Annotated in this window: 29 protein-coding genes; 8 read left to right on the top strand and 21 right to left on the bottom strand. The window is 46.0% G+C overall.

Translation table 11 applies throughout. The features are described from left to right. The gene (locus tag ACOGW3_RS20905; protein WP_419904717.1) at positions 1 to 1,497 is read right to left on the bottom strand and encodes a protein adenylyltransferase SelO; all 1,497 of its coding nucleotides are present in this window, start codon (positions 1,495 to 1,497) and stop codon (positions 1 to 3) included. Between the two features lie 198 nt (positions 1,498 to 1,695). On the opposite strand from ACOGW3_RS20905, the gene ACOGW3_RS20900 reads away from it, so the two are divergent. Next, positions 1,696 to 3,024: an adenylate/guanylate cyclase domain-containing protein gene (locus ACOGW3_RS20900; protein WP_419904716.1), complete on the top strand. Its 1,329-nt coding sequence runs from the start codon at positions 1,696 to 1,698 to the stop codon at positions 3,022 to 3,024. Positions 3,025 to 3,026: 2 nt separating this feature from the next. On the opposite strand, the gene ACOGW3_RS20895 is transcribed toward ACOGW3_RS20900, so the two are convergent. Further along, positions 3,027 to 4,394, bottom strand: coding sequence for an ATP-binding protein (locus ACOGW3_RS20895; RefSeq protein WP_419904715.1), 1,368 nt, complete (start codon positions 4,392 to 4,394; stop codon positions 3,027 to 3,029). Beyond that, a complete protein-coding gene (locus ACOGW3_RS20890) occupies positions 4,384 to 5,058 on the bottom strand; it encodes a winged helix-turn-helix domain-containing protein (RefSeq protein WP_419904714.1) in 675 nt (224 codons plus the stop codon). Before ACOGW3_RS20890 ends, ACOGW3_RS20895 begins: the two co-directional genes overlap by 11 nt. A 302-nt stretch (positions 5,059 to 5,360) precedes the next feature. Here ACOGW3_RS20890 and ACOGW3_RS20885 point away from each other — a divergent pair, with 302 nt between their 5' ends. Together ACOGW3_RS20885 and ACOGW3_RS20880 are read left to right on the top strand one after the other, a co-directional pair. Continuing rightward, on the top strand, positions 5,361 to 6,470 hold the full coding sequence (locus tag ACOGW3_RS20885) for a right-handed parallel beta-helix repeat-containing protein (protein WP_419904713.1): 1,110 nt from the start codon (positions 5,361 to 5,363) through the stop codon (positions 6,468 to 6,470). Positions 6,471 to 6,519: 49 nt separating this feature from the next. Further along, the gene (locus ACOGW3_RS20880; protein ID WP_419904712.1) at positions 6,520 to 6,930 is read left to right on the top strand and encodes a PepSY domain-containing protein; all 411 of its coding nucleotides are present in this window, start codon (positions 6,520 to 6,522) and stop codon (positions 6,928 to 6,930) included. Positions 6,931 to 6,984: 54 nt separating this feature from the next. Here ACOGW3_RS20880 and ACOGW3_RS20875 read toward each other — a convergent pair whose 3' ends face one another. Beyond that, on the bottom strand, positions 6,985 to 7,632 hold the full coding sequence (locus ACOGW3_RS20875; protein WP_419904711.1) for a class I SAM-dependent methyltransferase: 648 nt from the start codon (positions 7,630 to 7,632) through the stop codon (positions 6,985 to 6,987). An 84-nt stretch (positions 7,633 to 7,716) separates the two neighbouring features. On the opposite strand from ACOGW3_RS20875, the gene ACOGW3_RS20870 reads away from it, so the two are divergent. Beyond that, on the top strand, positions 7,717 to 8,613 hold the full coding sequence (locus ACOGW3_RS20870; RefSeq protein ID WP_419904710.1) for a LysR family transcriptional regulator: 897 nt from the start codon (positions 7,717 to 7,719) through the stop codon (positions 8,611 to 8,613). Positions 8,614 to 9,151: 538 nt separating this feature from the next. Here the strand turns inward: ACOGW3_RS20870 and ACOGW3_RS20865 are convergent. The 5 genes from ACOGW3_RS20865 to ACOGW3_RS20845 all read right to left on the bottom strand — a co-directional run bounded on the left by ACOGW3_RS20865 (position 9,152) and on the right by ACOGW3_RS20845 (position 11,959). Further along, positions 9,152 to 9,700 carry an NADAR family protein gene (locus ACOGW3_RS20865; protein WP_419904709.1) on the bottom strand — a complete coding sequence of 183 codons (549 nt, stop codon included), beginning with the start codon at positions 9,698 to 9,700 and terminating at the stop codon, positions 9,152 to 9,154. A 20-nt stretch (positions 9,701 to 9,720) separates the two neighbouring features. Further along, positions 9,721 to 10,098: a hypothetical protein gene (locus tag ACOGW3_RS20860; protein ID WP_419904708.1), complete on the bottom strand. Its 378-nt coding sequence runs from the start codon at positions 10,096 to 10,098 to the stop codon at positions 9,721 to 9,723. Between the two features lie 89 nt (positions 10,099 to 10,187). Beyond that, positions 10,188 to 10,730, bottom strand: a complete 543-nt coding sequence (locus ACOGW3_RS20855) for a hypothetical protein (RefSeq protein ID WP_419904707.1) — start codon at positions 10,728 to 10,730, stop codon at positions 10,188 to 10,190. 83 nt (positions 10,731 to 10,813) lie between these two features. Continuing rightward, on the bottom strand, positions 10,814 to 11,311 hold the full coding sequence (locus tag ACOGW3_RS20850; protein WP_419904706.1) for a DUF2059 domain-containing protein: 498 nt from the start codon (positions 11,309 to 11,311) through the stop codon (positions 10,814 to 10,816). Positions 11,312 to 11,410: 99 nt separating this feature from the next. Continuing rightward, positions 11,411 to 11,959 carry an STM3941 family protein gene (locus tag ACOGW3_RS20845; protein ID WP_419904705.1) on the bottom strand — a complete coding sequence of 183 codons (549 nt, stop codon included), beginning with the start codon at positions 11,957 to 11,959 and terminating at the stop codon, positions 11,411 to 11,413. 255 nt (positions 11,960 to 12,214) lie between these two features. On the opposite strand from ACOGW3_RS20845, the gene ACOGW3_RS20840 reads away from it, so the two are divergent. Beyond that, entirely contained in the window at positions 12,215 to 12,571 is a 357-nt protein-coding gene (locus tag ACOGW3_RS20840) for an ArsR/SmtB family transcription factor (RefSeq protein WP_419904704.1), read from the top strand. A gap of 22 nt (positions 12,572 to 12,593) precedes the next feature. Here the strand turns inward: ACOGW3_RS20840 and tnpC are convergent, their stop codons facing one another. Genes tnpC through ACOGW3_RS20825 form a run of 3 tightly spaced genes read right to left on the bottom strand, consistent with a single transcriptional unit; the run spans position 12,594 to position 14,903 of the window. Then, complete coding sequence (tnpC, locus tag ACOGW3_RS20835; protein WP_419902249.1) at positions 12,594 to 14,147, bottom strand: IS66 family transposase; 1,554 nt, start codon at positions 14,145 to 14,147, stop codon at positions 12,594 to 12,596. 55 nt (positions 14,148 to 14,202) lie between these two features. Further along, a complete protein-coding gene (tnpB, locus tag ACOGW3_RS20830; protein WP_419901186.1) occupies positions 14,203 to 14,565 on the bottom strand; it encodes an IS66 family insertion sequence element accessory protein TnpB in 363 nt (120 codons plus the stop codon). After that, positions 14,565 to 14,903 carry a hypothetical protein gene (locus tag ACOGW3_RS20825; RefSeq protein WP_419902248.1) on the bottom strand — a complete coding sequence of 113 codons (339 nt, stop codon included), beginning with the start codon at positions 14,901 to 14,903 and terminating at the stop codon, positions 14,565 to 14,567. Before ACOGW3_RS20825 ends, tnpB begins: the two co-directional genes overlap by 1 nt. Before the next feature lie 88 nt (positions 14,904 to 14,991). Here ACOGW3_RS20825 and ACOGW3_RS20820 point away from each other — a divergent pair, with 88 nt between their 5' ends. Beyond that, on the top strand, positions 14,992 to 15,417 hold the full coding sequence (locus ACOGW3_RS20820; protein ID WP_419904703.1) for an SRPBCC family protein: 426 nt from the start codon (positions 14,992 to 14,994) through the stop codon (positions 15,415 to 15,417). Between the two features lie 78 nt (positions 15,418 to 15,495). Here ACOGW3_RS20820 and ACOGW3_RS20815 read toward each other — a convergent pair whose 3' ends face one another. Both ACOGW3_RS20815 and ACOGW3_RS20810 read right to left on the bottom strand, forming a co-directional pair. Further along, positions 15,496 to 15,768: a hypothetical protein gene (locus tag ACOGW3_RS20815; RefSeq protein WP_419904702.1), complete on the bottom strand. Its 273-nt coding sequence runs from the start codon at positions 15,766 to 15,768 to the stop codon at positions 15,496 to 15,498. Between the two features lie 19 nt (positions 15,769 to 15,787). Next, positions 15,788 to 15,940: a hypothetical protein gene (locus tag ACOGW3_RS20810; RefSeq protein WP_419904701.1), complete on the bottom strand. Its 153-nt coding sequence runs from the start codon at positions 15,938 to 15,940 to the stop codon at positions 15,788 to 15,790. Here ACOGW3_RS20810 and ACOGW3_RS20805 point away from each other — a divergent pair. Continuing rightward, positions 15,927 to 17,159 carry an ISL3 family transposase gene (locus ACOGW3_RS20805; RefSeq protein ID WP_419904700.1) on the top strand — a complete coding sequence of 411 codons (1,233 nt, stop codon included), beginning with the start codon at positions 15,927 to 15,929 and terminating at the stop codon, positions 17,157 to 17,159. The genes ACOGW3_RS20810 and ACOGW3_RS20805 overlap by 14 nt on opposite strands. 2 nt (positions 17,160 to 17,161) lie before the next feature. Here ACOGW3_RS20805 and ACOGW3_RS20800 read toward each other — a convergent pair whose 3' ends face one another. The 4 genes from ACOGW3_RS20800 to ACOGW3_RS20785 form a co-directional block, all read right to left on the bottom strand. After that, a complete protein-coding gene (locus tag ACOGW3_RS20800; protein ID WP_419904699.1) occupies positions 17,162 to 17,980 on the bottom strand; it encodes a hypothetical protein in 819 nt (272 codons plus the stop codon). A 159-nt stretch (positions 17,981 to 18,139) separates the two neighbouring features. Continuing rightward, on the bottom strand, positions 18,140 to 19,186 hold the full coding sequence (locus tag ACOGW3_RS20795; RefSeq protein ID WP_419904698.1) for an ABC transporter substrate-binding protein: 1,047 nt from the start codon (positions 19,184 to 19,186) through the stop codon (positions 18,140 to 18,142). Between the two features lie 13 nt (positions 19,187 to 19,199). After that, positions 19,200 to 20,417 (bottom strand): MFS transporter, encoded by a 1,218-nt coding sequence (locus tag ACOGW3_RS20790; RefSeq protein ID WP_419905968.1) that lies wholly within the window; start codon positions 20,415 to 20,417, stop codon positions 19,200 to 19,202. Positions 20,418 to 20,474: 57 nt separating this feature from the next. Continuing rightward, positions 20,475 to 21,464 carry a hypothetical protein gene (locus tag ACOGW3_RS20785; protein ID WP_419904697.1) on the bottom strand — a complete coding sequence of 330 codons (990 nt, stop codon included), beginning with the start codon at positions 21,462 to 21,464 and terminating at the stop codon, positions 20,475 to 20,477. Between the two features lie 49 nt (positions 21,465 to 21,513). On the opposite strand from ACOGW3_RS20785, the gene tnpA reads away from it, so the two are divergent. Further along, positions 21,514 to 21,948, top strand: coding sequence for an IS200/IS605 family transposase (tnpA, locus tag ACOGW3_RS20780; protein ID WP_419901154.1), 435 nt, complete (start codon positions 21,514 to 21,516; stop codon positions 21,946 to 21,948). Between the two features lie 73 nt (positions 21,949 to 22,021). Here tnpA and ACOGW3_RS20775 read toward each other — a convergent pair whose 3' ends face one another. The 3 genes from ACOGW3_RS20775 to serB form a co-directional block, all read right to left on the bottom strand. Next, the gene (locus tag ACOGW3_RS20775) at positions 22,022 to 22,681 is read right to left on the bottom strand and encodes a hypothetical protein (protein WP_419904696.1); all 660 of its coding nucleotides are present in this window, start codon (positions 22,679 to 22,681) and stop codon (positions 22,022 to 22,024) included. Positions 22,682 to 22,872: 191 nt separating this feature from the next. After that, entirely contained in the window at positions 22,873 to 23,517 is a 645-nt protein-coding gene (locus tag ACOGW3_RS20770; RefSeq protein WP_419904695.1) for a response regulator, read from the bottom strand. A 102-nt stretch (positions 23,518 to 23,619) separates the two neighbouring features. Beyond that, the gene (gene serB / locus ACOGW3_RS20765) at positions 23,620 to 24,591 is read right to left on the bottom strand and encodes a phosphoserine phosphatase SerB (RefSeq protein ID WP_419904694.1); all 972 of its coding nucleotides are present in this window, start codon (positions 24,589 to 24,591) and stop codon (positions 23,620 to 23,622) included. Positions 24,592 to 24,596 lie beyond the last annotated feature (5 nt).

Genomic DNA, 24,596 nt, shown 5'->3' with positions numbered 1-24,596 from the left:
TTAAGTCCCACAAAACGTTGCATGGACGATCTCTTCAGGTTTGGGTGGGAGTTCCAGATCGGCGTGTTCAGGTTGTTCGCTGTAGGGATTGGAGAGCACCGACAACAGGCGCTCGAAGGGGGCGAAGTCTCCGGTGACGGCGGCCTGGATCATGGCTTCGATTTGGTGGTTTCTTGGAATGAAGACCGGGTTGACGGTTTTCATCTTTTCCAGACGTTCTTCTGGGGTGGTTTTATCTTGAGTTAGGCGCTTTCTCCAATCCTCTAACCAGTTATCCAGCGCTTCGTGTTCTTTAAACAACCCTCTGAGAACTTCAAGGCTGTTCTCGCCCTTATCTCCGTCCTCCAACAAAGAACGGGCAATGCCCGTGAGATGGCGGAAGAAGAGGGTGAAATCGACTTCGTTGTCAGAGAGCAGTTTTAGGCTGTCGCCGATAAAATCAGGGTCGCCTTCTTGTAGGGGGAACAGGCCGAACTTTTCGCCAAAGCCTTCGAAGTAATAGGTGCTGAAGATTTCCTGGAAACCGTCGATGGTTTCCTGACCGATGCCAACGGCGATATCGGGATCTTCGTGCAGGATCGGTAACAGGGATTGCGCGAGTTGGGACAGGTTCCAGTGGGCGATAGAGGGTTGTTTGCCCCAGGCGTAACGTCCGGCGTGATCGATGGAGCTGAACACCGTGCCGGGATGGAAGGTATCCATAAAGGCGCAGGGGCCAAAGTCGATGGTCTCCCCGGCTATGGACATGTTGTCGGTGTTCATGACGCCGTGGATAAAGCCGACCTGCATCCAACGGGCAATCAGGCGTGCTTGTTTGTCCATCACGGCTTCGATCAGGGCGCGGTAGGGCTGATCTGCCTTTGCCGCTTCTGGGTAGTGTCGGGCGATGACATAGTCGGCCAGGGTTTTAGAGGCTTCTTTGTCCCCCCGTGCGTAGTGGTATTGGAAAGTGCCAACTCGGATATGGCTTTGCGCCACACGGGTGAATACAGCACCGGGAAGGGGCCCTTGTTCGCGCAGGACTTTCTCTCCTGTTTCCACGGCGGCAAGAGCACGGGTGGTTGGGATACCAAGCGCTGCCATGGCTTCGCTGACAATGTATTCACGCAACACTGGGCCAAGCCAAGCCCTGCCATCGCCGCCACGGGAATAGGGCGTGCGGCCAGAGCCCTTGAGGTGGATATCGCGACGAATGCCATCTGTGCCCACGGTTTCACCCAGCAGGATTGCACGGCCGTCGCCCAGCCTCGGCGACCAGCCACCAAACTGATGCCCGGCATAAACCATCGCCAGAGGCGTTGCTCCGTCGGGTATTGTGTTACCAGCAAAGACCTCGGCGGCTTCTGTTGTTTCAAGATCTGTCAGATCAATCCCCATAAGTTCTGCCAGAGCAGTATTCACCTTGATCAGCTTCGGCGTCGCCACGGGTTTTGGATCCAGACGGGTATAGAACTGGTCTGGAAGGGCGGTGTAGCTGTTATCAAAGGGGATTTTCATGGGGTGCTAAACTTACCTTAATGAGGGTGCTTTATTATCTTACATTTAAAAAATAGGTGCTATGTTGTGCTAGAACAAATAGATAATGCGTGAGGGCTGGAAATAGGCTGTATCCATTCCTATAATAATATCTCGGAAATTTGATTTTTAATATATCCAAGATTATATAAAATTATAATAAGTTTAGGGAGTTAAAGATTGCCTAGAGAAGGCTGTAATTACAATCCAGATCTCTCTACCGATCTTGATCTGACGATAAGGCGGGCGGAGCATGCCGGGCTTAAGCTGGCGATAATTGGGCGCTCGATTGCGCTTGTTTTGCTTGGGCTTTGGCTGGTGCTTTCCCGGTTGAACAGCAACCCAGATACCGCGACCAATTTTGCTTTGCTGATCGGGACCTTCTTTATCCTTGGTCTGATGCATTTTTGGATCATCGGGACCCGCTATGATCGTTTTTGGGTTAAGTATCTCTTTGTTACCCTGGATATCGGCATTGTTTCAGGGCTGATTGCCACTCAACCGCTTTTTGCTACGGCGGATCTTCCTGCGGTTATGATTTTCCGCAGTTCCATGCTCTCGTATTATTTTGTCATCTTGGGGGTGGCTGCCTTTAGCTTTTCACCCCGCTTGGTGCTGTGGTCCGGTTTCATTGGGGCGTCTGGTTACCTCTCGGCCTATGCGGCGGTGGTACATCGAGATGGTTTTATTCTGGATTGGGGGGATCTGCCGTCGAACCCAACGGCGCAGAATGTCATGGACGTGGTGCTTAATCCTGCTTTTGGCGGAACAGGAAGTCGAATTCAGGAAAGCATCATTTTGGTGGTCGTGGCATTGTTGATCGCGATTGTGATGCACCGGGCCCAGGCAACATTGCGAGACAAGATCTCTGCCGAGCGTGATCGCCAATCCATTACCGGGATTTTTGGCCGCTTTGTGCCTGAACCCATTGTCGATGCCATGATCACGGATCAGGGGTTATTAGAACCAATTGAACGGGAAGCGACCATTCTCTTTACCGACATCGTCGGCTTTACGAACCTGACCGAGCGTTTGGGGCCGAAGAAAACCGTTGAGATCCTCAACAGTTACTTTGATGAAATGACCGGGATTGTGAACGATCACAGTGGTATCGTTGCTACCTTTCATGGCGACGCTATTCTGGCGATCTTTAACGTGCCGTTGGAAAACCCAGATCACGCCGATCATGCCCTTCAGGCAGGACAAGAGATGCTGAGGAGAGTAGCTGATAAAAGCTTTGCGGGTGAAAAGCTTTCCATCCGAATTGGTATTAACAGTGGTTCTGTGATCGCCGGGAACGTGGGTGGCGGCGGTCGGCAGAGTTATACGGTTTATGGTGATGCGGTAAACCTCGCTGCGCGCCTTGAAGCCCTCGCCAAGGAAAAGGGGATGACGCTGCTGGTGTCTGAACATACGATCGCCAAACTTGGTACGCATGATCTGATCTCTAAAGGGCAGACAAGCGTGAGGGGGCAAGCCGAACCGCTGGAAATTTTTGGCGTGGGTTAGACTTATTGCATCGCTAGGGTTAACTCGACCTGAAATCCGTTGTGATTTTCAAGTTTTAGCTGTCCGTTATGAATGCGGATAACCGCCGCCGCGAGCGATAGCCCCAATCCGTTGCCGGGGAGGTTACGGCTTGATTCCACGCGGTAGAAACGTTCCAGGACCTTGCTTTGCTCATCCTTTGGGATCCCTGATCCCTGATCGTGAATGACAACTTTTGCTCCCTTGTCGCTTGGGAAAAGTCTTATGGTTATGGTGCTGTCTGCGGGGCCATATTTCAGGGCGTTGTCAATCACATTCGAAAAGCACTGGGTTATCAAATCGCGATCCCCAAGTATGGTGCCAAGACTGGAGTGAACTTTCAGGTTGTCCTCGAGGACAATTTTCTGGCCTTTGTCTTCGGCGATTGGTTCGTAAATATCAATCGCATCTTCGATGAGAGTGCTGAGAGAAATCGGGTTGAAATTGGTTTCAAGTTCGCCGGTTTCCAAACGGGTAATGCTTAACAGCGCAGCAAAGGTGACCAGCAGTTGATCGACTTCTGTTATTGCAGATTCAACAAGCTTTCTATTGTCCTCATTTTCAGTGAGGGGGACCAGTCTTTCCAATCGTCCGTGTAACCTGGTTAACGGGGTTCTGAGATCGTGGGCGATATTGTCTGTAACATGGCGGATCCCGTCCATCAGGGTTTCAATACGATCAAGCATGCCATTTAGGGTGTGCGCTAGGGTATCGATTTCATCGCTGGTTTTGGAAACCGGGATACGCTTGGAAAACCGCCCAAGCATGATTTCTGAGCAGGTGTCGTTGATAAGCTCAAGACGTTCTTTCAGGCTTTTATGGAGGATGAAGCCGACGATGGCACCTCCGGTAAGGCTGACCAGCAGGGCGGCCAAAAAGATCAGAAAAAGCTGATCTTCGAGTTCTTCTTCCTTGAAGGTATCAAGCCCTAAAAGCAAATGGTATTGATCCCCGAGGCCAACACTTAAAAACCTATATTCAACAGGGTTGTCATGCTCATCTTCAACCTCTGCCCAGCTTGGGATTTTTGGAACGTCTTCGGGCCAGGTTAAGATATTGCCCGATAGTTTGTTATAGCTGGCATCGGTCAAAAGATAAATTTCGGTTTCTGGATTTTCCTGATGTATTCGGCGCTCTATCAGATCTTGGATAAGGGTAATGCCGCCGAGTTCATAGGCATCACTTAGGTCACGAACTTTGGTCTGTAAGCGGTTATCAATTTCTCTTTCCATAAAGTGTTCGGATGTCTCAGAGACAAAACCTTCAAAGGCAAAAGTCGTGATGATAAAGATGCTGCCAAAACTGAGGGCGAATTTGAGGGCCAGGGAAAGCCGGGGTGATTTAATCTTCACGGATACAATACCCCGCGCCACGGATGGTATGAATTAATTCAGTCGGATAATCCTTGTCGATCTTATTGCGCAGTCTGCTCATGTGGACATCGATGACATTGGTCTGCGGGGCGAAATTATAATCCCAGACCTGCTCAAGTAATATGGTGCGGGTCACGACCTGGCCAGCATGGCGCATCATAAATTCCAGAAGCTTGTATTCCTTGGGTTTGAGATCGATTTCCTTTCCCGCGCGGGTCGCTTTACGTGACAGGAGGTCAATGCGGAGTTCACCGACCACAAGCTCGGTCTCTCCTCCTGCTGGTAAGGTGCGTTTCAACAGAACATGAACCCGGGCAACCAATTCAGCGACAGAAAACGGTTTGACCATATAGTCATCCCCACCGGAGCGCAGACCATCGATGCGATGACGTACTTCGCCGAGAGCTGAGAGAACCAGTACGGGTGTCATCACATCGGTGGAGCGCAAAGTCTTGAGGATGGACAGGCCATCCTTACCCGGCAGCATCCGATCCAGGATGATGATGTCGTAGTCCTCGTTTGCGGCCATGTATAAGCCTTCACGACCATCATGAACGGCGTCGGTGATAAAGCCGGCTTCCTTGAGAGCTTGGGAGACGAAGTCTGCGACTTCGTGGTCATCTTCTATTATCAACGCCCGCATTTATAAGTATCGGTCCTCGCTGGTTTTATTCTGTTTTGAGCTTCCATCAGCCGGGTGAGAACTGAATGGAGCCTCTTTGGTATCTGCGGATATTAACACGAGAAAATGCGAAATAAACAACATGAACAAAAATTTAGAATTCAGCCACCTTGGCGAAAGATAGCCCGCTTTAAGTTGCCCTTGATTATTGAGGTCGGCCTGCGAGGTCGTACGTGAATTGGGAAAGATCTCCTTCCAATTTTCGATCAAAAATTAGCAATCTCGCAGGCCCTTTTGTAAATTAGAGGGTTAAATAAGCGCGTATGAATAAAAAGCGAAAATTCAGAACACTGTTGTCACTCACTGTTCTCCCTATCGCTGTGTTGGGGGTATTTAACTTTGAAGCCTTGAGAAGTTTTTGCACGCTCAATTATCTCGGCCTGATCAAAGTTCCTTTTCTGGTTGGCGAGTTGTCAGAACCACCCGATTATTTTACTGAAAAAAATGCCCAGATTTTTGAAGAAGAGGCAGGTGTGCTTCGCATCAAAAAAGGCGTTTGGAATATCGATCATCCCATAATCCTTGATGGCTCCCTGACAATTTCCCAAGGAACGACCCTCAACTTTGCGCCAAATAGCTATTTAATCGTAAGAGGGGCATTAACCGCACTGGGCTCTAAACTAAACCCCATTAAGATACAGGGACAAACGGGACGACTTTGGAAGGGGATCTATGTCTATGGAGCGGAAAGCCCTTCACAGCTCGAAAATGTTGTTATTTCGGATACAAATGCTTTGGTCGATGGTTATCTGAAGTTATCCGGTGGGGTTACTTTTTATCAGTCAAATGTTGCGATTGAAAACACCGTCTTTTATGGCTCTCAGGCTGAAGACGGTTTGAATATCATCAGCTCTGAATTTTCTCTAAAAAATACACGTTTTGAAAATATGCGCTCAGATGCGCTCGATAGCGATTTTTCCCAAGGTGCCATTAAAGACAGTAATTTTAGTAGCATTGGCGGGGATGCGATTGATTTCTCTGGTAGCAAGAGCTGGGTGGAATATCCTCATATCTATAATGTCCGGGACAAGGCAATCTCAGCTGGGGAGAATTCGACGGTAAATGTTCTCGGTGGTTATGTTAAATCCGTTGGGGTCGCTGCAGCTTCTAAAGATGGCAGTGTTGTCGATATCGTTGACACCCGGATCGAGGACGTCTCTCTTTTTGGCTTGATGACCTATGTGAAAAAGCCGTCTTACAGTTATCCAACCCTCAACGCCTATAACCTTTCCTGGGGTGAAGATGTGTCCAAGCAGGCATCCAACAACTGGATCCGCCAAGCTGGCACGGTGTTGACAATAGACGGGGTAAATGTTCCCGAGAAAAATCTTAACGTAAAGGCGCTCTATAAAGGCAAGGTTATGTCCAAGTGAGAGAGGGTGCTTGTGAGAACTGAGACGAGGTCTAAAACAGGTAATGACTATGTCGGATTACTTTCGAAATAACATGGTGCTATTTGTCTTGTTGGTCGGCGGAGCTTTCTTTGTTGCACCCAGCTTGAATAGTTCTTCTGGTCTTATGAACAAAGAAATGGCGTATTGCTGTCCAAAAGAAGGATGGGCAAAAACGGAGCATCTCGATATGTCTGTAATCCAGGAAATCAGTAGCTCTACTAGGGTAAACATTTCTAAAGAGCAAGCCGGGGTGATTGCAGAAAGGCATACTGGCGGAAAATTGACAGATATTTCTTATCTCAGTCCTGAAAATAAAAGGACTTACCGCGTCAAGACCACGACCAGAAACTCAGGTAAAGCATACGAAACAGGGATTGATGCTCAAACAGGAAAAATTCTTTTTAGTGATGAAGTCTGGTGGCTACAGGATCTGTTTTGATAACCTGAAATGGTTGAGATTAGTACATGCTGTAAGACCTGGAAAAGAAGGATTTTAAGTTTTTTCGATCTTTTTTGCGACCACATAGCGGCTTGTCGGAGAGGCTGGATAATTACCTGTTTCTATGATCTTAAATCCACCGGATGAGATAATCTCCTCAAGCTCGCTTATTTCCATGAAATTTACATAGGGGGCTTTGCCGATCATTTGCATCAGCGGTAAAATCAGTTTCATGAGACGGTATTTAAACGGTGTTCCCGTACCCAAAGCACAAACGGTTTTTGAAATGAATATACCCCCCGGTTTCAGCAACCCGTTGATCCGCTCAATTGCTGCAGGCATGTCTTCTAAAAGGTGCAAAATATTAAGCGCTAAAACCGCATCATAAGGACCGATGTCAATTTTACTGTCAGATAGTTCTGCATTGATAAATTTTATATTGGAAACACCTTGGTCTTCCGCTTTTTCTCTTCCGATCCTGAGCATATTTGGGGATAGGTCGCTGGCAGTTATTTGTTTCACGTTCTCAGCCAATAACAAAGCCGTCGACCCTGTGCCACATCCAACTTCCAGGATATGGTCCTCAGGGGAAAGATAGCTTCTTGTCCGCTCTAGACTATAGGTATAGGCATCCATATCCGAAATTGGGGATTTGGCATACTTAACGGCGACTTTGTCCCAAAAGGCTGCGGGGTTTTTCATGAAGATCTCCTTTACCTGTTTCTTACTACATACGTTTACCTGATAGAAATTGCTAAAATTCGTTGATCTGATATACAAATATGCATGGATTGGAAATCAAATGCATTCGACTGGAACCAGGCGCGCGCCTTTCTCGCGACTGTGGAAGAGGGCTCATTATCTGCAGCGGCACGGGCGCTCAATCTCACGCAACCAACACTTGGTCGCCAGGTCGCCGCTTTAGAAGCTCAGCTTAATGTTGTCTTGTTTGAGAGGGTTGGCAGGTCGCTATCCCTTACCCCATCAGGTATTGAGCTGTTAGATCATGTCCGGATTATGAGCGAGGCAGCTAATCGAATATCGCTTACCGCCTCGGGACAATCCCAGACAATTGAAGGGCAGGTACGGATCTCCGCATCGGACATTATGTCGGCTTACATGCTGCCGACTGCCATTAAAGAGCTACGACAGGTAGCGCCTCTTGTGGAAATAGACGTGGTCGCCACCAATGAAATTAGCAACTTGCAACTTCGTGAGGCCGATATAGCTATCCGGCACATACGCCCGGAACAACCCGATTTAATCGCGAAACTGGTAAACGAGGCTTCCGCACATTTTTATGCCTCAAAAAGCTATCTTGATCTGAGGGGACGGCCGAAGACAATTGCCGATATGGCGGCTCATGATTTCATTAGTTTTGGCGATAACGATCGAATGATTGAATTGTTGAACCCCTACGGGCTTGGTCTGGCGCCGAAAAATTTCCGGTTGGGATCCGTAAACGGATTTGTGTCCTGGAAAATGGCCCAGAATGATCTCGGTATTATTGTTATGTCGGACGACGTGGCAGCAAATACTCCCGGTATGGAACGGGTGTTGCCCGACATGGAGGCCATGGTCTTCCCTATCTGGTTGACCGCCCACCGGGAACTACACACCAGTCGCCGCATCCGGCTTGTATATGATCATCTTGCTAAATTTTTGGCCCGAGCGTTTGGATAGAACTGAGACAACATCGTCGATTATTATTTACTCTGCCTAGTAGAGTTCAATCAGGCAATTATGTGCTTTTGCATAATCTATGATGAGGTCTTGTTTAATTTTCCTATCATTTGAAGGGTATTTAGTAAGGCATACAAGGGCGGGCCAGGTGGAGCCCAAACACTGGATCCTTCATCATCAACGATAAGTTTGCATGTATTAAATTTGACCTCAATTTGTGAAGCATCAGGTTCGTGAACAAGCTTTATGTCTGATCTTAGGTCCGCGAGCTTTACATGAGATCTTTTGCCCAAATAACACGAATGGATTTCGCTTTCACTCACAAAGGTCCAGAGGAACCGATTTCCCCACATGGTTATTAGGGGGATAAAGTTTGAGGCAATAACATAGTTTCCTGAAAAATCTAGATTATCTGCTCCATGGATATGCTCTCTATAAACATCTGGAATATTAGGATAAATAAAACAACTATGCTGGGAGGAGAGTTGTTTGTTTGCTGACCAAAGAATTCGGTTTCTATACCAAGAATTTCTATTGCTCATACTTCTTCCAATAACTGGCCACGAGCCTCCATCAAGGCAAAACCAAGAAGGTTTTCTCCCTCCCAAAGCTGTGGATTTTCTGCTTTGGGATCATCTGCTGCGAGACCAATTCCCCAGATTTTATCAAGCGGGCTGGCTTCCACCAGGACACGCCTACCAGTTTTGATCAGGAAATCTTTTAGTTCCGGGTTCTGGCCAAATTTCAACAAACTGGCCTTAACCACAATATCAAAGCGGTGCTCTTGCCAGATCTCTTCGTTGAAACCTTTGACCTGACGACCAAAGGCTTTCGCAGCGCCGGGATTACGGGCAGTGATGATCTTCTGTAATGTTTCTACATCATCAAACAACTTGGCTTTTTCAGCCATCATAAAATGCTCAGCAGAACTATAGCTTATGCCATCACTTTCAAAACGGGCCGAATACCACTGACTGAAGCAGGCCCTGGTGATCTCATGGCCAGAGCTCTTCTCCCCCCAGAAGAAGACGTACTTTACCCTTTTGCCAGTATTTACTTGATGGATCAGATCTATTTTGTTTTTCATCGTCTGAGATAAACTTTCATTTATTCCACTTTATCCACATTACCCTGATTTATACCTTCCTCTATAGCGGAGACACATTCGGCGATAGACGCGGTGAAAATACCCCCTTCATTTGCTTTGTATGCATCTAACCAAATTTGATAACCATCTAATTGGGAGGAGGTGATTGCCGTTGTTCCAACTATTCTTGTCGTACTTTGAAGGAACATTTCTTTGGTAATGGGGATATGACCAATTTCATTGCCATAACCCGTAGGTGAATATGGGTTACGAATTTTTAAGCCATCAAGACTAACTGATATTATTGTGAAGTTTTCGTCTTTATCCACACGTAAGACCGTTAGTTTAGAACCACTTTCATGAGGCCGAGTTTTATATTCCCACACCTGTCCCGCCATGATGTCATCTGCCCAACTTCCATGGGAGAGAAAAATTATGGACGCTACGATAGTAAAGAGTCTTGTTACGAATTTTTCATGACAAAAATTCAATAATTTTTCTTCAGATAGTTATAGAGCCACTCGCGTTCGACTTCGCTGGACCCTTTAGCAAGCTCAATTCTCTCACTTCCCTGATCTATGGTGAGGCGGTTTCTTTCAGCCGTTTCACGTAGCGTCAGAGTATTGATTTCTTCTGGTGTGAAAGTAAATTTTTTCCGTTTATAAAAAATAGATTTCCACATTTCTTTTTTACTTTGAAAGTCTTCTTTGGCTGTCAGCTTTACTGGCGGAAGGCCCGTGTCATAAATCAAATTTGGTGTGCTGAGGACCAATTGTTCTGGCACGGAGTTTCTGATCAAACGATATAGTGTAACCGCGGAGATCAGACTTGCGATAGCAAGAAAAACAAAGAAAATATAAAGTATTGCTTGGGCATCCTTTGCTGAATGCCACTCCAGTAATTTGGTCAAAATGAAGTAGAAGAAACCAAAAGAAATTAATAGTGTTGCTATATGGAAATATCTAGAAAACCCAGGGTTGCTGTGGGGAATTAAAAATCTGGGCAAGCCATTGGCTGTATCATTTTGCAAGGGGCTATCAGTTATCATGCTTTGTTTCATAGTTGGGCCTGTAAATTATCGCAATGATTAAAGATTTTATGACGCGTAAACCCTTATAAATCAATGCCTTCTTCTTTAAAACGGGCGGCTAGTTTTTGCATGATTCTTGGCATGATTTGTTGCGCTTTACCCTGGTTTATTTTCATGCTGTCTTGAATGATCAAAGGCATAGCAGTAACTGTTTTTTGGCCCGTTGGGGTTTTATAGAAAGCGACAATGTCTCTGAGTTCATTGGTGGTGAAGTGTTTGCTATAGATTTCATGTAACTGCCGCTTGAACTCCCCGTTATCTTTATCTTCGTCTATAAGTTCAAACACGACTTCTTCCAAGATGGAGAGAACTTTGGGATCTAGGTTTGGGTTCACTTCCTGGATACCACTGTACATACTTTGCACGATAGCCTTCCCCATCAAAACACCGGCCTGTTCAGCATTACTCAGGACAAGGAGTTCATCGATAACAGCCGTTTTCTCTGGCGTTAATTCATCTGCTCTTACGTTTAAAACGTAAACGTTGGAGATAAGAATGATAAGGACGAACAGCTTTTTCATGAGGCTTCCCAATTTTTAATAAGCAAAAGAAAGGGGATGGTGCCGCTTTCACCTTGCTGCTGCAATCTAAAATTGAAAAAAACTGGATGTTAGCAAATGTTAAGGGGTTTGTTGATTTTCCTGGTGATAGGCTTGAAGAAGGGGCAGAAGATCCTGATGGCTTATTGTAAGGGCATGAGCTGAGATCTTAATGGGTGTGCTTTGTGAACTGGGGTTCAGCCAGTTTAATGCCCGTATCAAGGCGTTGCATTTTTGCTTGTAATGCTCGGGGTCCGTGACTTCTATGGATATGATTTTTGACATCCTAAGCGCCGGTCTGTTGATTGCTGTAATCTCGCTCCAGGGGATAAAGCCAAAGTTAACCCCGTTTGAATTCACGCTCAGCCCGTCGTTGTTCAGGATCAACCCGGGCGTAGCGGACAGCAACATCTTGAAACCGATAAATCCTGTTCCAGCAGAGAACGTAAAGCAAATCAGTGCGATACAAACAGTGAGAAAATGCGAGATACCTGTTTGAGAGTTGGCAAGTTCTACCAAAGAACGATCAAATAGCTTAAGTCCCAAGGCGGCAAAAACAATGGCGCCTACGATCAAGATAATTGCCATTACCTTACTGAAATAAATTATCTTTTCCCCGCTTTGGGTCATGTTTTGTGGCCTTAATTTGTGAAGGTATTTCCATGCAAAGCGATTATTTTTTATCGCGATGATTTGCTTGGTATTTTAAATCGATGGGGATGGTGCCGTGCGTTGCCTGAAAGGGCAATGCCAAATCACTTGGATTAAGTGTTTTCAGAAAATTAATAACCGAAAAAAAACAAAAATATTGACATGATACCAAAAGGTACTATTTTAAAACGATACCAAATGGTATCCTAATTGATGTGGAGTGGGAGGCTAAAAATGAATGATGAAACCCAAGTCCAAGATGTCTTCAAGGCCCTGGCAGATCCCACCCGACGGATGATTCTGACCCATTTAAGCAAAGGGGATATGACCATTGGTGAGGTGACGGATCATTTTGATATGACCCGTGCGGCTGTGAAAAAACACCTGACAATCTTGAAAGATGGCCAGTTGATCTCCGTTCATACCCAGGGGCGCGAGCGCATTAATCGTCTTGAACCCAAGGGACTTAAAACGGTGTCTGAATGGATCGGCTACTTCGATCAGTTCTGGGATGATCGTCTCGGAGCCTTGAGGGCTGCGGTTGAGGGTGATCAAGCACAAAAAGATAAAACACTTAAGGGAAAAGGTTAAAACAATGTGAGCGTGACGTTAACTACAGGTTCTTTTGCCTGATGAAAGGTGTTACGTTGTTTCTGTCGACGTTCCAGGGTAGCAAAGCTTCGAAGTCTTCGACGGTTTGAGCCTTTGGTAACTCAGTAAAAATATGTCGTAGGTAAGAATATGGCTCGATGCCGTTAGCCTTAGCCGTCTCCACTATGCCGTAGAGATTTGCACTGGCCTTTGCCCCGTTCTGGGAGTTTGAAAACAACCAATTTTTTCTTCCTATAACAAATGGTTTGATTACGCGCTCCATTTCATTGTTATCAATTGGTAGACGGCCATCATCAAGGTAGCGAATGAGCCTCGGCCACTGCTTGTCGATATAGTGCAAAGCCTTACCAAGTAACGATGTCGGCGGGGTCGTCGATATAACTTTGGTGATCCACTCTCTCAAGTCTTCAAGGATTGGTTTGGCCTTTTCCTCACGCAATCTCTGACGTTCGTGATTGCTCATGTCTTTGGCCAGTTTCTCTATACGGTATAAGCTCCTGATCGCTTTCATAGCATGGTCGGCGAGACCAGGTTTTCGCTTTTTGGATTTCTCTAGTGCCTTGATGACATCATTGAACTTGCGTCTAACGTGAGCCATGCAGCCAACCCCAACGATTGTGCTGTCGGATGTCACATTCAGATAGACCTGATACCCGTCACTGACAAGATAACCGGTGTAATCTTCCAGCAATCCCTTTGCCACGTGCTCTCCCCTGGATGGATCGTAGTGGAATAGAATGACCGGCTGATCCGGAGGCCCACCTTTTTGTCCCCACATGTAGGATTTGCTTTGAGGCTTTTTCCCTGGTTCTTTCAGCACCTGAACCCCGGTCTCATCCATAGCAATGATATCGTAGTTTAAAAGGTGATCAGTAAACAGATTGATCAGGGGCTGAACCAGATCGCCACATTTGATCACCCACCGGGAGAGTAATGTCCGGTTAAACTCAATCCCGGAGCGGTTCAGAACAGGTACCATACGGTAGAGGGGCAGGCCATCCACATACTTTCCCGTTACGATGTAAGCCAGCAACCCTGGGGATGCGATGCTTTTTGGTATGGGTTGTGGCGGCAGAGGTGCAATTGTTACGCCTTCTTCGCATGATTTACAGGCGTACTTGAAGCGCACATGCTGTAACACCTGTATTTTAGCGGGAATTATATCAAGCTGCTCGGTGACTTCTTCCCCGATCCTGGACATGAGGCCGCACCCGCAGGCGCAAAGCTTTTGTTCTTCTGGGATATCGTGCTCAATCCGGACACGAGGCAAGTCTTCAGACAAAGAACGGCGCCCACCTTTTTTACGAGTGTGAGCTGGAACTGCAATTTCCCCAATGTCGTCTTCTGTCTCGGTGCCATCCTCAGCCGTTTCCTCAGCTTCATCAAACAAATGGCCCTGTTGTTCAGGGACTGACTTCTCACTGGAGGGGGCAAACTGTTGATGCCGCAACAACCTGTTTTGCTCTTCAAGAATATCAATACGCGCATGAAGCCCACGGTTTAATACCCGCAATTCTTCATTACTTTCCAGGAGGTTGGAGTGCGCTTTTGACATAGCCGGAGTATAGCAAATTTATACTCACCAAAATAGTATAAAGTACTATAAATATTTAATATATTGCCGAGTAATTCACAGATTTATGCTCGTTCACATGGCGAAGATCAACACCATCCAGAAGCCAGTTCAGTTGCCTGCCATTGAGCTCAATCAGGGCTCCTTTGCTCAAATGAACAGGCCATGAAAATAGATCCTTTTCAAGGCTCTTCTGCCACATACAAAATCCGTTCTTTTCCCAATACAACATTTTTATCTTGTTGCTTAGGCGATTGCTGAAAACAAAGAGATGACCTGAAAATGGGTCAAGGCTCAGGATATCATCTACAAGAATGGACAAGCCATTTATCCCTTTGCGAAAATCCACAGGCTTCGCGCAAAGATAAATAACAGGCAAAGCATCCGAAGGTCGGCGCATCAGACACCTTCAAGGGCATTAACAATGGATGTCAGATCTGATGTCCGGCCCGACACAGGCCAGTTAACTTCAAGCCCGTTGCGCAAGATAACCAGGCAATGCAGTCGTACTGGGATATCTTCTGAACCAGATAAAACCCGATGCAAATTTTCATCCACACCTGTAACAGCAAAAAGACCTTTCTTAACCAGTTCACCTTTATGGTGGTAAAAATCCTTCAGATCAAGATCGTGGGCCTCGGCATAAGCTTTCATCCCAAGTCCACTCTGATCACAGATACGCGTATGAGACAGCCACTGAATTTCTGTAGGCGATAATTTTTGATCAACTGAGGACATTAAGCTACTCCATTCATAAGGAAAAAATGAAGCATACTTGCTGCGACTTAACTCAAAAAGATGGGGTTAACGTCACGCTCACAAAACAATGAGCAGTTCAACCATTAACAAGACGGTATTTTTCAATGCAACCCGTGAGACGGTTTGGTCCTATTTGACTGAGAAAGACAAAATTGCTCAGTGGTTCCATCCCCCAAGAGCTGATCTGAACGCGGGTGAAGCTTATGAGTTGGTGCAAACCGCTGAAGATGGCACCGAGCAAATGATGTGCTGGGGTACGGTGTTGGAAATGTCAGCGCCAGAGAAAATGGTGTGGTCCTTTACCGTTAAGCCGTTGAACGGATCACTTACAACCGTGACCTGGACCCTGGAAGAAGTTCTGTGTGGCACAAGGCTAACCCTCCAACACGAAGGCATTGAAGCCGCAGCAGGAGAAGCCGCCATGGGACTTCTTATGGCCCTGGACGCCGGATGGGACGAACACTTCAAAGCCTGGAGAAAGGTACTGTCTTAGAGTTGGTTGGGTGATTATCTCTAAGTGGAAGAATATAAGAAAAGGGCGCGTTAAGCTCTTTTCTTTCGTTATACAGGGTTAAATATTATCTGCCGTAGCAAAGCGATCTTGTACTTTGAAGTATAAGGTTTTCCCTCTTTCCCAATCTTCAGTTTGTTTGTCTGTATTCATTAAAAAAGATTCTATACCGACTAAAATTTGGTCAATAATAGTATCATCGAAAGTTTCCTCTAAATATTCAAAGGCTTCTATCGCACTTGTGGGGGGCAAGCTCCGGGCAATGAAATCATCTATAAATAGTCTAAGGTTTTTCCCAGTATAAAGGAGATAATTATCAAGAAAACACTGCAATAATTCGTTTTTTTGAAGATCAGTTAATTTTTTGGAATCTGAGTTTAGTTCGGATATGAAACTGGCTCTTCTCCGCTTTGTTGAGTAGAAAAAGATGCCGACCGCCAAGTAACCTGTTGATATGTATGGTTTCTGATAACTTTACATAGAGCAGGTATATGACAATCAACATCTCGCAGCATATTTTAGGCCTCAAAGGGCAACGTGTAAATGAAATTAAACTGGATGACGGCGGTGTTAAGATTGTCATTCACTGCAGCCGAGACGCGCGTAGGAGGGCTATAGACCATGCTACAGGCCAGAAGGGAAGCATCAACCAGCATGTCCGCCGACAAGTAAACGACATCCCCCTTTTTGGGTATCCTTGTGTGGTCGAGATTGAGCTGGCGCAGGTTTATATTAACAAGGGCGAACGCCGCATTGAGGGGTGTGATTTTGTTGATAAAGGGTGCCGTTTCACTCACCGATTTTGCCGACTGATCAGTGGATTATGTCGGCATATGTCTATTCAAGCGGTTTCCAGACATTTGGATATACGATGGGAAACGGTCAAGAATATCGACAGGGCATACCTTATTGAAACTCTCCCTACGCTTGATCCTGCAGAGCTAACTGGCTTGGAATATATTGGTGTAGATGAAGTTGCCCGGGCGAAAGGTCATGACTACATGACGGTGGTCTACGATATGGTTGGCGGTCATCTGATCTGGGTTGAAGCAGGCCGAACTGCCGAGGTTTTTTCAAGGTTTTTGAAACAACTGCAACCAGATACAGCCTGCAAAATAAAGGCCGTAGCGATGGATATGGGGCCTGCCTACCAAAAGGCTGTCAGAGAGTCCTTGCCGTTGGCCGACATAGTATTTGACCGTTTCCACGTCATGAAAAACTACAGCAAAGCTATCCATAATCAGCGTCGACTTGAGTTCAGAAAGGCCGATCCAAGTGGTAAAGAGTTGATGAAAGGGACACATTATCTGTTGCTCAAAAATGCGGATAAGTTGAGTGAAAAACAAAGTGACAAGCTGCAAAGGTTGCTGGAGAGCAATAGCAACCTGAATGCACTTTACGTCTTGAAAGAACAGCTTCAGCTGCTGTGGAGTGCCGCTTCATTTGAGGCGATGGCGGAGCAACTGGAACGTTGGTGCCTGATAGCAGATCAGTCACAGATGCTCTATCTAAAAAAGTTCGCGAAATCCCTACGGAAACATTGTGTGGGCATCTGCAACTACGCCAAACACAAGCTCACAAGCGCCAGGATAGAGGCTGGTAATGTCAGTATAGGAATGATCCGTAAGCGAGCCAGAGGCATCAAGGATACCGAATACTTCAAACTCAAAATTAGACAATCATCCATTCCAGATAATCAATCTATGCTCTATTTGAAATCCTAAATCTACTCAACAAAGCGGAGAAGTGCCATGAAACTAACCATACCTCTTTGAGAACAAAGGTTTTTATTCTGATATAATTTTAAAAAAAATCCAAAATTCTCATCCGAAAAATTTGTAACTCCGAGCAATTGTCCATTAAACAGATTTGAAGACAGGTTCTCTATATATTTTCCAATATTTTTAGGAGGAAGGATTTGCAATTTTTGCCAACACTCCTTCACGCCGAGACCTTCAATTCCAAGCGAAGAGTCTTCATTTTCTTTTTCAGGGACTTTGCGAGCTTGTATCTTGTTATAAAGTTGTCTTGCTTGTTCCCATAATTCGGTTGTTTGGTCTTCACTCTCGAGTATGTCTTTGGTTTTAAACCACATCGATGTAAGTTTACTTGTTTTATTGTTCTCTTCGATTTTTTCGAAGAGTTTGAGAGTCGTTTGGGGCGAGTTATGGTCACAGATAAACTCAAGAGCTAGAATCTCAAGCATATTATCAGCGTATATATTGTAATTCTTAACAATACACTCCACTAACTTAATAATATGTTCGTCACTCAGAGATCGCTTGCCTAATCTGATGTTTTGGAGAAATTCACTAATATGCTCTTGTGCACAAAGATCTTTGTCAGAGAGAATTTTTAACAAAAAATCAAAGTTATCTTGTGAATAATATTCTGTATCTTTTGTGGCTTCGATATGAAATTCCCAAGCCAGATCATCGACAAGATCGGCTGCTTGTTCCTCATCCTCAGGCAAGTTATTAAGCTTTTGCCAACACTGATTTGTATGTGAATTACTTAGAGTAGTTGACGTTGTGTCGCTTGCCATATTGATTAGCGCCTAGATTTACACCTAATGATAGTGGTAGCTTGCATGAAGATCTTGTAAAAATATAGCCTTATCAGTTGGTAATTATGACTAATTTTAGAAGCGTCAACTTGATCAACGTTATCGCACCGTTCCTAAAGTATTCACCCTCTTAGAGGGTTATTCCACGATTTCGGCGATTTGCATGATGGCGACGGGGGGAAAGAGTTTTAGTTTCTTTGCGGTGTTCATGTTGATGACATAGGCGTATTGATCCACGGAACGCACGCTGAGATCGCCGGGTTTTATGCCATCTAGCAAAATTTTGCTGATTTGTTCCCCGGCGAGCAGGCCGACATCGTATTCCCGGGCAGCCACAGACATATAGGCCTGGGCGTTTCGCACCAAAGTTTCATAGGGGCTGAGGATGGGGATGCCTTCTTTGACGGCAGCGCTGGTGAACAGGCTCATATTATCTTCGAGAAAGACACTCGAGCCCAGGTAAATAAAATCAACATTCTGCTGTTTTAGCTCACTTACCCGAAGGGGGATTGCTGCCGCTAATGGATTGCCTTGCGCGTCTTTGTCAAGCTCGAGCGCGATCAACTCAAAGCCCAATTTTTGTTGCAGAGCCTTGATTTCGTTGACCTTGAGAAGGGAATTTTTCTCGCTTTGATTATAGAGAATACCCAGACGCTTAAAGTTAGGTTTGATTTTGCGGATGATTGTAATGTTGAGATCTTCGGGAACTCTGTTACGGGTTCCTGTGATGTTGACACGTCCGGTTTTGTCATATGTTTTGATGATCCTGGACCGAACGGGATCTGACACCAATGTGAAGACAACCGGGATATCATTGAGGTATCTGTCATTCTCTATATCATCCAGAGTTCCGGTGATACCCAGGGTCGTGGTTGTGCCCCAGGTAACGACAACATCGGCCTTGAGCGCGCGGGTTTCTTGGACAAAACCGGGGAGTTTGGATTTGTCACGACCGACATCGCGAATAATCAGTTCGGCGTTGAGGTCCTCTTTTTTGATGTAATCCTGCAGGGCCTGACACACATTTTCACATCCGGTCCAAAACACGCCGTAAATGATCTTCTTATCCCTGGTCAGATTATCCGTGGTCTGGTTTCCCTCGGCCTGTGCTGTGTTTATGCAAAGCATACCCGTCAGGAGAAGGAGAGCCAGACGTGAGAAAGTTGAACTTAGTATGTTTGACATGCCCGGCACTCCACTATGTTTCTGGCCCTGAAGCCATTTTTCTTTTGTTGAGTAACTCTACAATGTTTGCGCCGATGTAGTAGAGAATAAATACGGCCAGGCCACCGATGATCAAGATACCAATGGCGCCGATGGCCGCTGAAAGCCCCCAGTAACCCGCAATCGCGGCAATGATCAAAAGACCAAGTATGCTACCGCCGCGTTCAAACAATCGGAGAGCGCCGAGGACCGAGTTTGACCCCAAATGTTTAAGCTCCCCCTCGGCAAGCTTCATGGTGAGTTCGACCTGGGGACCCCGGAGCAGGCCATGGCCAAACCCCGTACTTGCGGCAGCCAGTAACATGGTCCACTGCGCGGGAAGTGCTGCAGCGGCTAGGAGCCCTGCCGCGGTGATAAGCGACCCGACAACGGCGATGGAACTTTCCCCGACTTTTAATTTGGTAAGCATGCCGAGCAGGGTACCTGAAAGCATGATCATAAGGAAATACACCATCAGCATCCGGCCAATATCCGCGGCCGACGCATCCAGGGCATCCAACTGTAAGGAGAACAGGTAGGATATAAAGACCTGATCCATAAGGCTTTGGGGAACAGCAAGCCCCATACATACGGCAAAAAATCTTGGGTTTTTCAGTGTTGAGATTATCGACTTTAATTTGAGGGGGATTTCTTCTTCCGTACTGACGCTCAAACCTTTGGGGATCATACGGCTTAATAAAGCGGCCGAGAGTAAAACCAAAAAAGCGCTGAACATAAAGGCGGTAGAGGTACCAAAGCGGTCGGCAATAACACCGCCCAGAGCTGTTCCAGAGAATATTCCGCCAAAAAGTGCCGCCGAGAAAGTGCCAAGAGATTTGGTGCGTTGTTCCTTTGGCTCAAAGTCGATGACGTAATCCTGACAGGCCAAAACTGCCAGGGCATAACCCGCACCACCAAGGGATCGCCAGAAGATTATCTCTAGAACGTTGGTCGCAAAGAACATTCCAAAATTTGAGAGAAAAACAAAGATCAAAGCGCCAAGGATAAGGTTCTTATGACCCCAGCGACCAATTAGGGTTCGAGAGAAAGGAGAGGCTGCCATATAGGCGACTAAATACCCCGCAATGGGCAAAGAGATCACAATTGCTGGATCAAGCCAGGTCAGAGGATTTTCAGCGGCGCGGGTGAAGATCGGGAAGAAAGAGAGGGCGAGTTCATCGGCGGCAGCAAATAGAAAAAGCGATAACCGGATGTCATTAATATAGGGGTAGGTGAGGGTGCGCGCGCCTTTGTTCGTTAAGTTATATTTCTATGCAAAAGCTTTGAGCTTATTTTTGAGAGCTAGGTTGGATGCCTGTCTCTCAACGAGGTTTAACAAAGAAATATAGCGGCTGTGGAGGAGGTGTACCCGATCAGAAAGACGGGTGATAAGATATTCAGTGAGATTACCTCTCCTTGGAATGATCCCGCTTGAGAAGTCTCCGTCAGCTTGTAGCTTGGATAGGTTATTTAGTCTGTTGAGAGGTGAGGTCAGGGACATTGTCATGACAATAATCATGATCTCATAGGCCAAAAGCAGCACGACCAAGACAACCACTGCCAAATCCAGCACCACTTCTCGGAATTGCTTGGCGATATAGGTTAAATCCGGGCGGATAATAATGTACCCAATTTCTTCTTCGTTAGAGATAATCGGATATATTGGGACGTCTTTAATGTCCTTATTAGTAGAGAGCAGTGAGTATTGCCAATCGCCTGCCTGAAAGATGAACTTACCCGTGGCGACGCCAAAAAAGGAAATTTCTGGAAAGTTGGACAAGACATTATCAAAATATCCGTCGAGCCCGACCATGTATTCAAGGGGAATGCCTGCGGACACACCCCGTTGAATATTATCAGTCGCAACCTGAGCGATGAGGTCGGTTCGTTTCGCCATTTCAGGTTCAAAAGAATTGTTGATCGAGCTATAGGTTATCAATCCAAGCGATAACGTCGCACTTAGGATCATACCGATGACCCAGGGCAGGAGTTTACGCCCGTAAGTGCGGCCAAGGACCGTGTCGGTCATCGGGCGCATAACCACTTGGAGATCTGTTTTAAAATCCGCTATTTTTTCCTGATTTTCCTGATCCTTTGAGGGGATGGTATCTTCCCAATGTTTTAGTTGCTTATCAATTTGATGGTAATTTTCATCAGCTGCGTTCAGTTGATCGCGGAGTTGGACGAACTTTGGATCATAATTTAATCCGGTAAACCCCCGGCTATGCCGGGGGACTCTCAATGGTTTGACCGTTCCCACGGTCTTACATTTCTTTGTTTATTGACCAAAATAACAAAGGAATTAGCCGATGAGAGATTACAAAAGCCTTGCACATACGAGATGGGATTGTAAATACCACGTGGTTTTCATCCCTAAACGCAGGCAAAAAGTTATCTATGGCAACCTACGTCAGTATCTTGGTGAAATTTTCCATGAACTGGCCGGGCATCGCGAAAGTAAGATTGAGGAGGGCCATTTGATGCCGGATCACATTCACATGTGTATCAGCATACCGCCCAAACATGCTGTTTCAAAAGTCGTTGGATACCTAAAAGGAAAAAGCGCGATTGCCATAGCTCGAAAATTCAAAAATAAAGCACGGAATTTCAAGGGTGAAAATTTTTGGGCCCGTGGATATTTCGTCTCAACTGTAGGGCTCGATGAACAGATGGTGAGGGAGTATATCAGAACGCAAGAAGAGCGTGATAAGTACTTTGACCAAATGGATATATTCAATCCATAACCGCTTTAGCGGTTCCCAATTTGCCCCTTTAAGGGGCTCACCCGCTTAAGCCCCCGGCTTTGCCGGGGGTCATTTAACTCTCAAAAGAAGGGGCATCTGGGTTTTGTTGTTTTTTCTCAAACCAGGTCTTGAGCATTCCAGAACCCTTGATCGCTTCTGCAAGCCGGATACGGAAAACAATCAATCCCAAAACAGAAAAAAGACAAAGGAGGCTGAGGGTCGCTAAAAAGACGCGTGTGGTTACTGCTGTGACGGTGGCATTGAAGTCTTGTTTGGGGTAAATGGCGACGGTGCCGCCTATGGCCTGTTTTTCGAGATTGAGGATACTGACGTAACTATAAAAATAATCATCAGTTTCACTGTTCCATCTTCCTGATTTACTTAAACTCTGCCTTGTTAAATTTTCTTTTGATAACGGTGGTGGCAGGGTTTCATCGGTTGAATGAACCATGATGCCACTGGCATTAAAAACATGGATGGCTTCGATCTCTGGATCCAGTGCCTTAGCTCTATCAAGCACATCTTCGGCATTGCGCATCATCGATAGCGGAAGACCAAGGTTGGCAACGGTTGAAAAGGAACCTTCTACGGATTGAGCAACGACAGATAGGCGCTGACGCGTGAGATCGGATAAAACCGAGTTGTGCTGTAGGACGGATAAAATAGCTAGCACAGCTAACACAGTTGTTAGCAGCGCAACAAAGGCACTCCAGCTTCGCCACAAAAGATACAAGATTGAGCCTCCCCGCCAGCCTTCTTGTTTTTATATAGTCTTCTTATTTATAAGTTTTTTTGGATAGTATCAGGGTTTTACATCAAAAGGGAGGAAATTAACCTATAGGTAACTATAAAATGCCGAGAGGGGGCTGGGGGTATTTGTTTATCGGGACTATTTTATGCGACGGACCGATTAAATTGGATCTCTTAATTCAATTCTAAAGCGCAGGCTTTGGCTCTACTGTTGACGTTGAGGGTTTTAAGGATTGCGGTTACGTGTGCTTTCACAGTGCTTTCTGCACAGCCAATTTCGCGGGCAATTTCTTTATTGGACGCCCCGGTGCGCATGCGGTCAAACACTTCAAGTTGCCGGGGAGTTAGGTTATCGAGCGGAGAGCTTGGTTGTTCTTGTTCTGTAATATCCAGACCATTGGGCTCGAGAAAGAGGGAGGGAATATAGATCTCACCGTCGAGAATGAGCCTGATCGCATGTAACATGACGGCTGTTTTAGATGTTTTAGAAATATAACCATCAGCGCCAATAGCGAGAGCTTCTTTGACCAGTTTGGGATCATTATGGGCGGAAAGAATAGCAACGGGTATATCTGGTGCCAGGCTTTTCAATTGGATGATGTTTTTGACACCATCCATGCCGGGCATTGAAATGTCCAATAAGACAAGATCTAGGTCGGTATGCGCGGAAATGCTCTCAATAACGCCGGAAAAGTCCTCGGCTTCGAGTACGATCAAATCAGTATCGAGTTCTGCAAGGACACCTTTGACCCCTTCACGAACCATTTGATGGTCATCTGCAACCAGTATCTTCAAAATAGCCTCTTGTCTTTGGGCCATTAAAAGCCATCCATAAAAGGAGGCTGATAATGAATATCGGATAGGGGGCTATAGTAGCGAGCCAATGTTGAAAAAGGCAAGTTGGTATCCGGCAAAAGGGAATTAAGCCATTGTGACAAAGTCTTCTTCTTTATATCCTTGTAGGTAAAGCAGAGCTGTGAGATCTGAATGGTTGATATGAAGAGTGGTTTCAGCCTTAAGGGCTGGTTTGGCCCGAAAGGCCACGCCCATGTCGGCGGCTTTGATCATGGCAATGTCATTGGCGCCATCCCCCACAGCGATTGTGCTCTTGGGGGAGAGTTCGCAATGATGGATGAATTCGCGTAAAATTGCTGCCTTGCTTTCCCTGCCCAAAATCGGGGGCATTACTTTAACTGTTAATTTTCCATTTTTTAATTCCAGTTGGTTGGCTCTGTAGTGTTGGAAGCCAACAACTTGGGCTACGGGTTCGGCAAAGCAGGTAAATCCGCCAGAAGCCAGTATGGTTATGGCCCCACCCTGACGCATGGTTTGCACTAGTGTGCTGGCTCCTGCTGTTAGTTGGATTGAATTGTTATAGGCCTCTTCAATTGCCGTTGAAGGAAGTCCTTCGAGCAATTTTAGCCGCTTGTGCAAAGAAGCTTCAAATCCAATAGCGCCCTGCATGGCTTGTTCCGTAATGGATGTTATTTTTTCAGATACGCCGTGAATGTTGGCGAGCTCATCGATGCATTCACTGGTAATGATGGTCGCATCCATATCAGCGATTAAGAGGTTCTTTTTACGGCCAATTAGGGGGAGGGCATTAGCATCAATTTCTTGGCCTTGGAGGACGTCTCTGGCTTTGATTAAACTTAAAGATAGATCTCCAGAAAAGGCAATTTCGTAGGCATTTTTTCCCAAAACCATCGTGCCGATTATGGTGCTACCGATGCTCTGCAATCCCTCAATACAGAGGTCGAGTACTGTCGATGAGATTATTCCTGATGTTGTGAGAACCAGTACGTTTGCTGTTTTAGCGTCTGGCTCTACCGTTAATTCTGCCGTTAGTTCAGATGTTAATTCTGCCGCTACTTCAGAGGGTAACCTTTCCATCTTGT

The sequence above is a fragment of the Kiloniella sp. genome, from assembly GCF_965205715.1.
In the GTDB taxonomy this organism is placed as follows: Bacteria; Pseudomonadota; Alphaproteobacteria; order Kiloniellales; family Kiloniellaceae; genus Kiloniella.
This window is presented reverse-complemented; position numbering and strand designations above follow the sequence as displayed.

What these genes read in the sequence shown, in the direction of transcription:
- ACOGW3_RS20905 (WP_419904717.1), bottom strand. Translation starts at nt 1,497, where the DNA reads ATGAAAATCCCCTTTGATAACAGCTACACCGCCCTTCCAGACCAGTTC.
- ACOGW3_RS20890 (WP_419904714.1), bottom strand. Translation starts at nt 5,058, where the DNA reads ATGCGGGCGTTGATAATAGAAGATGACCACGAAGTCGCAGACTTCGTC.
- ACOGW3_RS20885 (WP_419904713.1), top strand. Translation starts at nt 5,361, where the DNA reads ATGAATAAAAAGCGAAAATTCAGAACACTGTTGTCACTCACTGTTCTC.
- ACOGW3_RS20880 (WP_419904712.1), top strand. Translation starts at nt 6,520, where the DNA reads ATGTCGGATTACTTTCGAAATAACATGGTGCTATTTGTCTTGTTGGTC.
- ACOGW3_RS20875 (WP_419904711.1), bottom strand. Translation starts at nt 7,632, where the DNA reads ATGAAAAACCCCGCAGCCTTTTGGGACAAAGTCGCCGTTAAGTATGCC.
- ACOGW3_RS20870 (WP_419904710.1), top strand. Translation starts at nt 7,717, where the DNA reads ATGGATTGGAAATCAAATGCATTCGACTGGAACCAGGCGCGCGCCTTT.
- ACOGW3_RS20865 (WP_419904709.1), bottom strand. Translation starts at nt 9,700, where the DNA reads ATGAAAAACAAAATAGATCTGATCCATCAAGTAAATACTGGCAAAAGG.
- ACOGW3_RS20860 (WP_419904708.1), bottom strand. Translation starts at nt 10,098, where the DNA reads ATGGCGGGACAGGTGTGGGAATATAAAACTCGGCCTCATGAAAGTGGT.
- ACOGW3_RS20850 (WP_419904706.1), bottom strand. Translation starts at nt 11,311, where the DNA reads ATGAAAAAGCTGTTCGTCCTTATCATTCTTATCTCCAACGTTTACGTT.
- ACOGW3_RS20845 (WP_419904705.1), bottom strand. Translation starts at nt 11,959, where the DNA reads ATGACCCAAAGCGGGGAAAAGATAATTTATTTCAGTAAGGTAATGGCA.
- ACOGW3_RS20840 (WP_419904704.1), top strand. Translation starts at nt 12,215, where the DNA reads ATGAATGATGAAACCCAAGTCCAAGATGTCTTCAAGGCCCTGGCAGAT.
- tnpC (WP_419902249.1), bottom strand. Translation starts at nt 14,147, where the DNA reads ATGTCAAAAGCGCACTCCAACCTCCTGGAAAGTAATGAAGAATTGCGG.
- tnpB (WP_419901186.1), bottom strand. Translation starts at nt 14,565, where the DNA reads ATGCGCCGACCTTCGGATGCTTTGCCTGTTATTTATCTTTGCGCGAAG.
- ACOGW3_RS20825 (WP_419902248.1), bottom strand. Translation starts at nt 14,903, where the DNA reads ATGTCCTCAGTTGATCAAAAATTATCGCCTACAGAAATTCAGTGGCTG.
- ACOGW3_RS20820 (WP_419904703.1), top strand. Translation starts at nt 14,992, where the DNA reads ATGAGCAGTTCAACCATTAACAAGACGGTATTTTTCAATGCAACCCGT.
- ACOGW3_RS20805 (WP_419904700.1), top strand. Translation starts at nt 15,927, where the DNA reads ATGACAATCAACATCTCGCAGCATATTTTAGGCCTCAAAGGGCAACGT.
- ACOGW3_RS20810 (WP_419904701.1), bottom strand. Translation starts at nt 15,940, where the DNA reads ATGTTGATTGTCATATACCTGCTCTATGTAAAGTTATCAGAAACCATA.
- ACOGW3_RS20800 (WP_419904699.1), bottom strand. Translation starts at nt 17,980, where the DNA reads ATGGCAAGCGACACAACGTCAACTACTCTAAGTAATTCACATACAAAT.
- ACOGW3_RS20795 (WP_419904698.1), bottom strand. Translation starts at nt 19,186, where the DNA reads ATGTCAAACATACTAAGTTCAACTTTCTCACGTCTGGCTCTCCTTCTC.
- tnpA (WP_419901154.1), top strand. Translation starts at nt 21,514, where the DNA reads ATGAGAGATTACAAAAGCCTTGCACATACGAGATGGGATTGTAAATAC.
- ACOGW3_RS20770 (WP_419904695.1), bottom strand. Translation starts at nt 23,517, where the DNA reads ATGGCCCAAAGACAAGAGGCTATTTTGAAGATACTGGTTGCAGATGAC.
- serB (WP_419904694.1), bottom strand. Translation starts at nt 24,591, where the DNA reads ATGGAAAGGTTACCCTCTGAAGTAGCGGCAGAATTAACATCTGAACTA.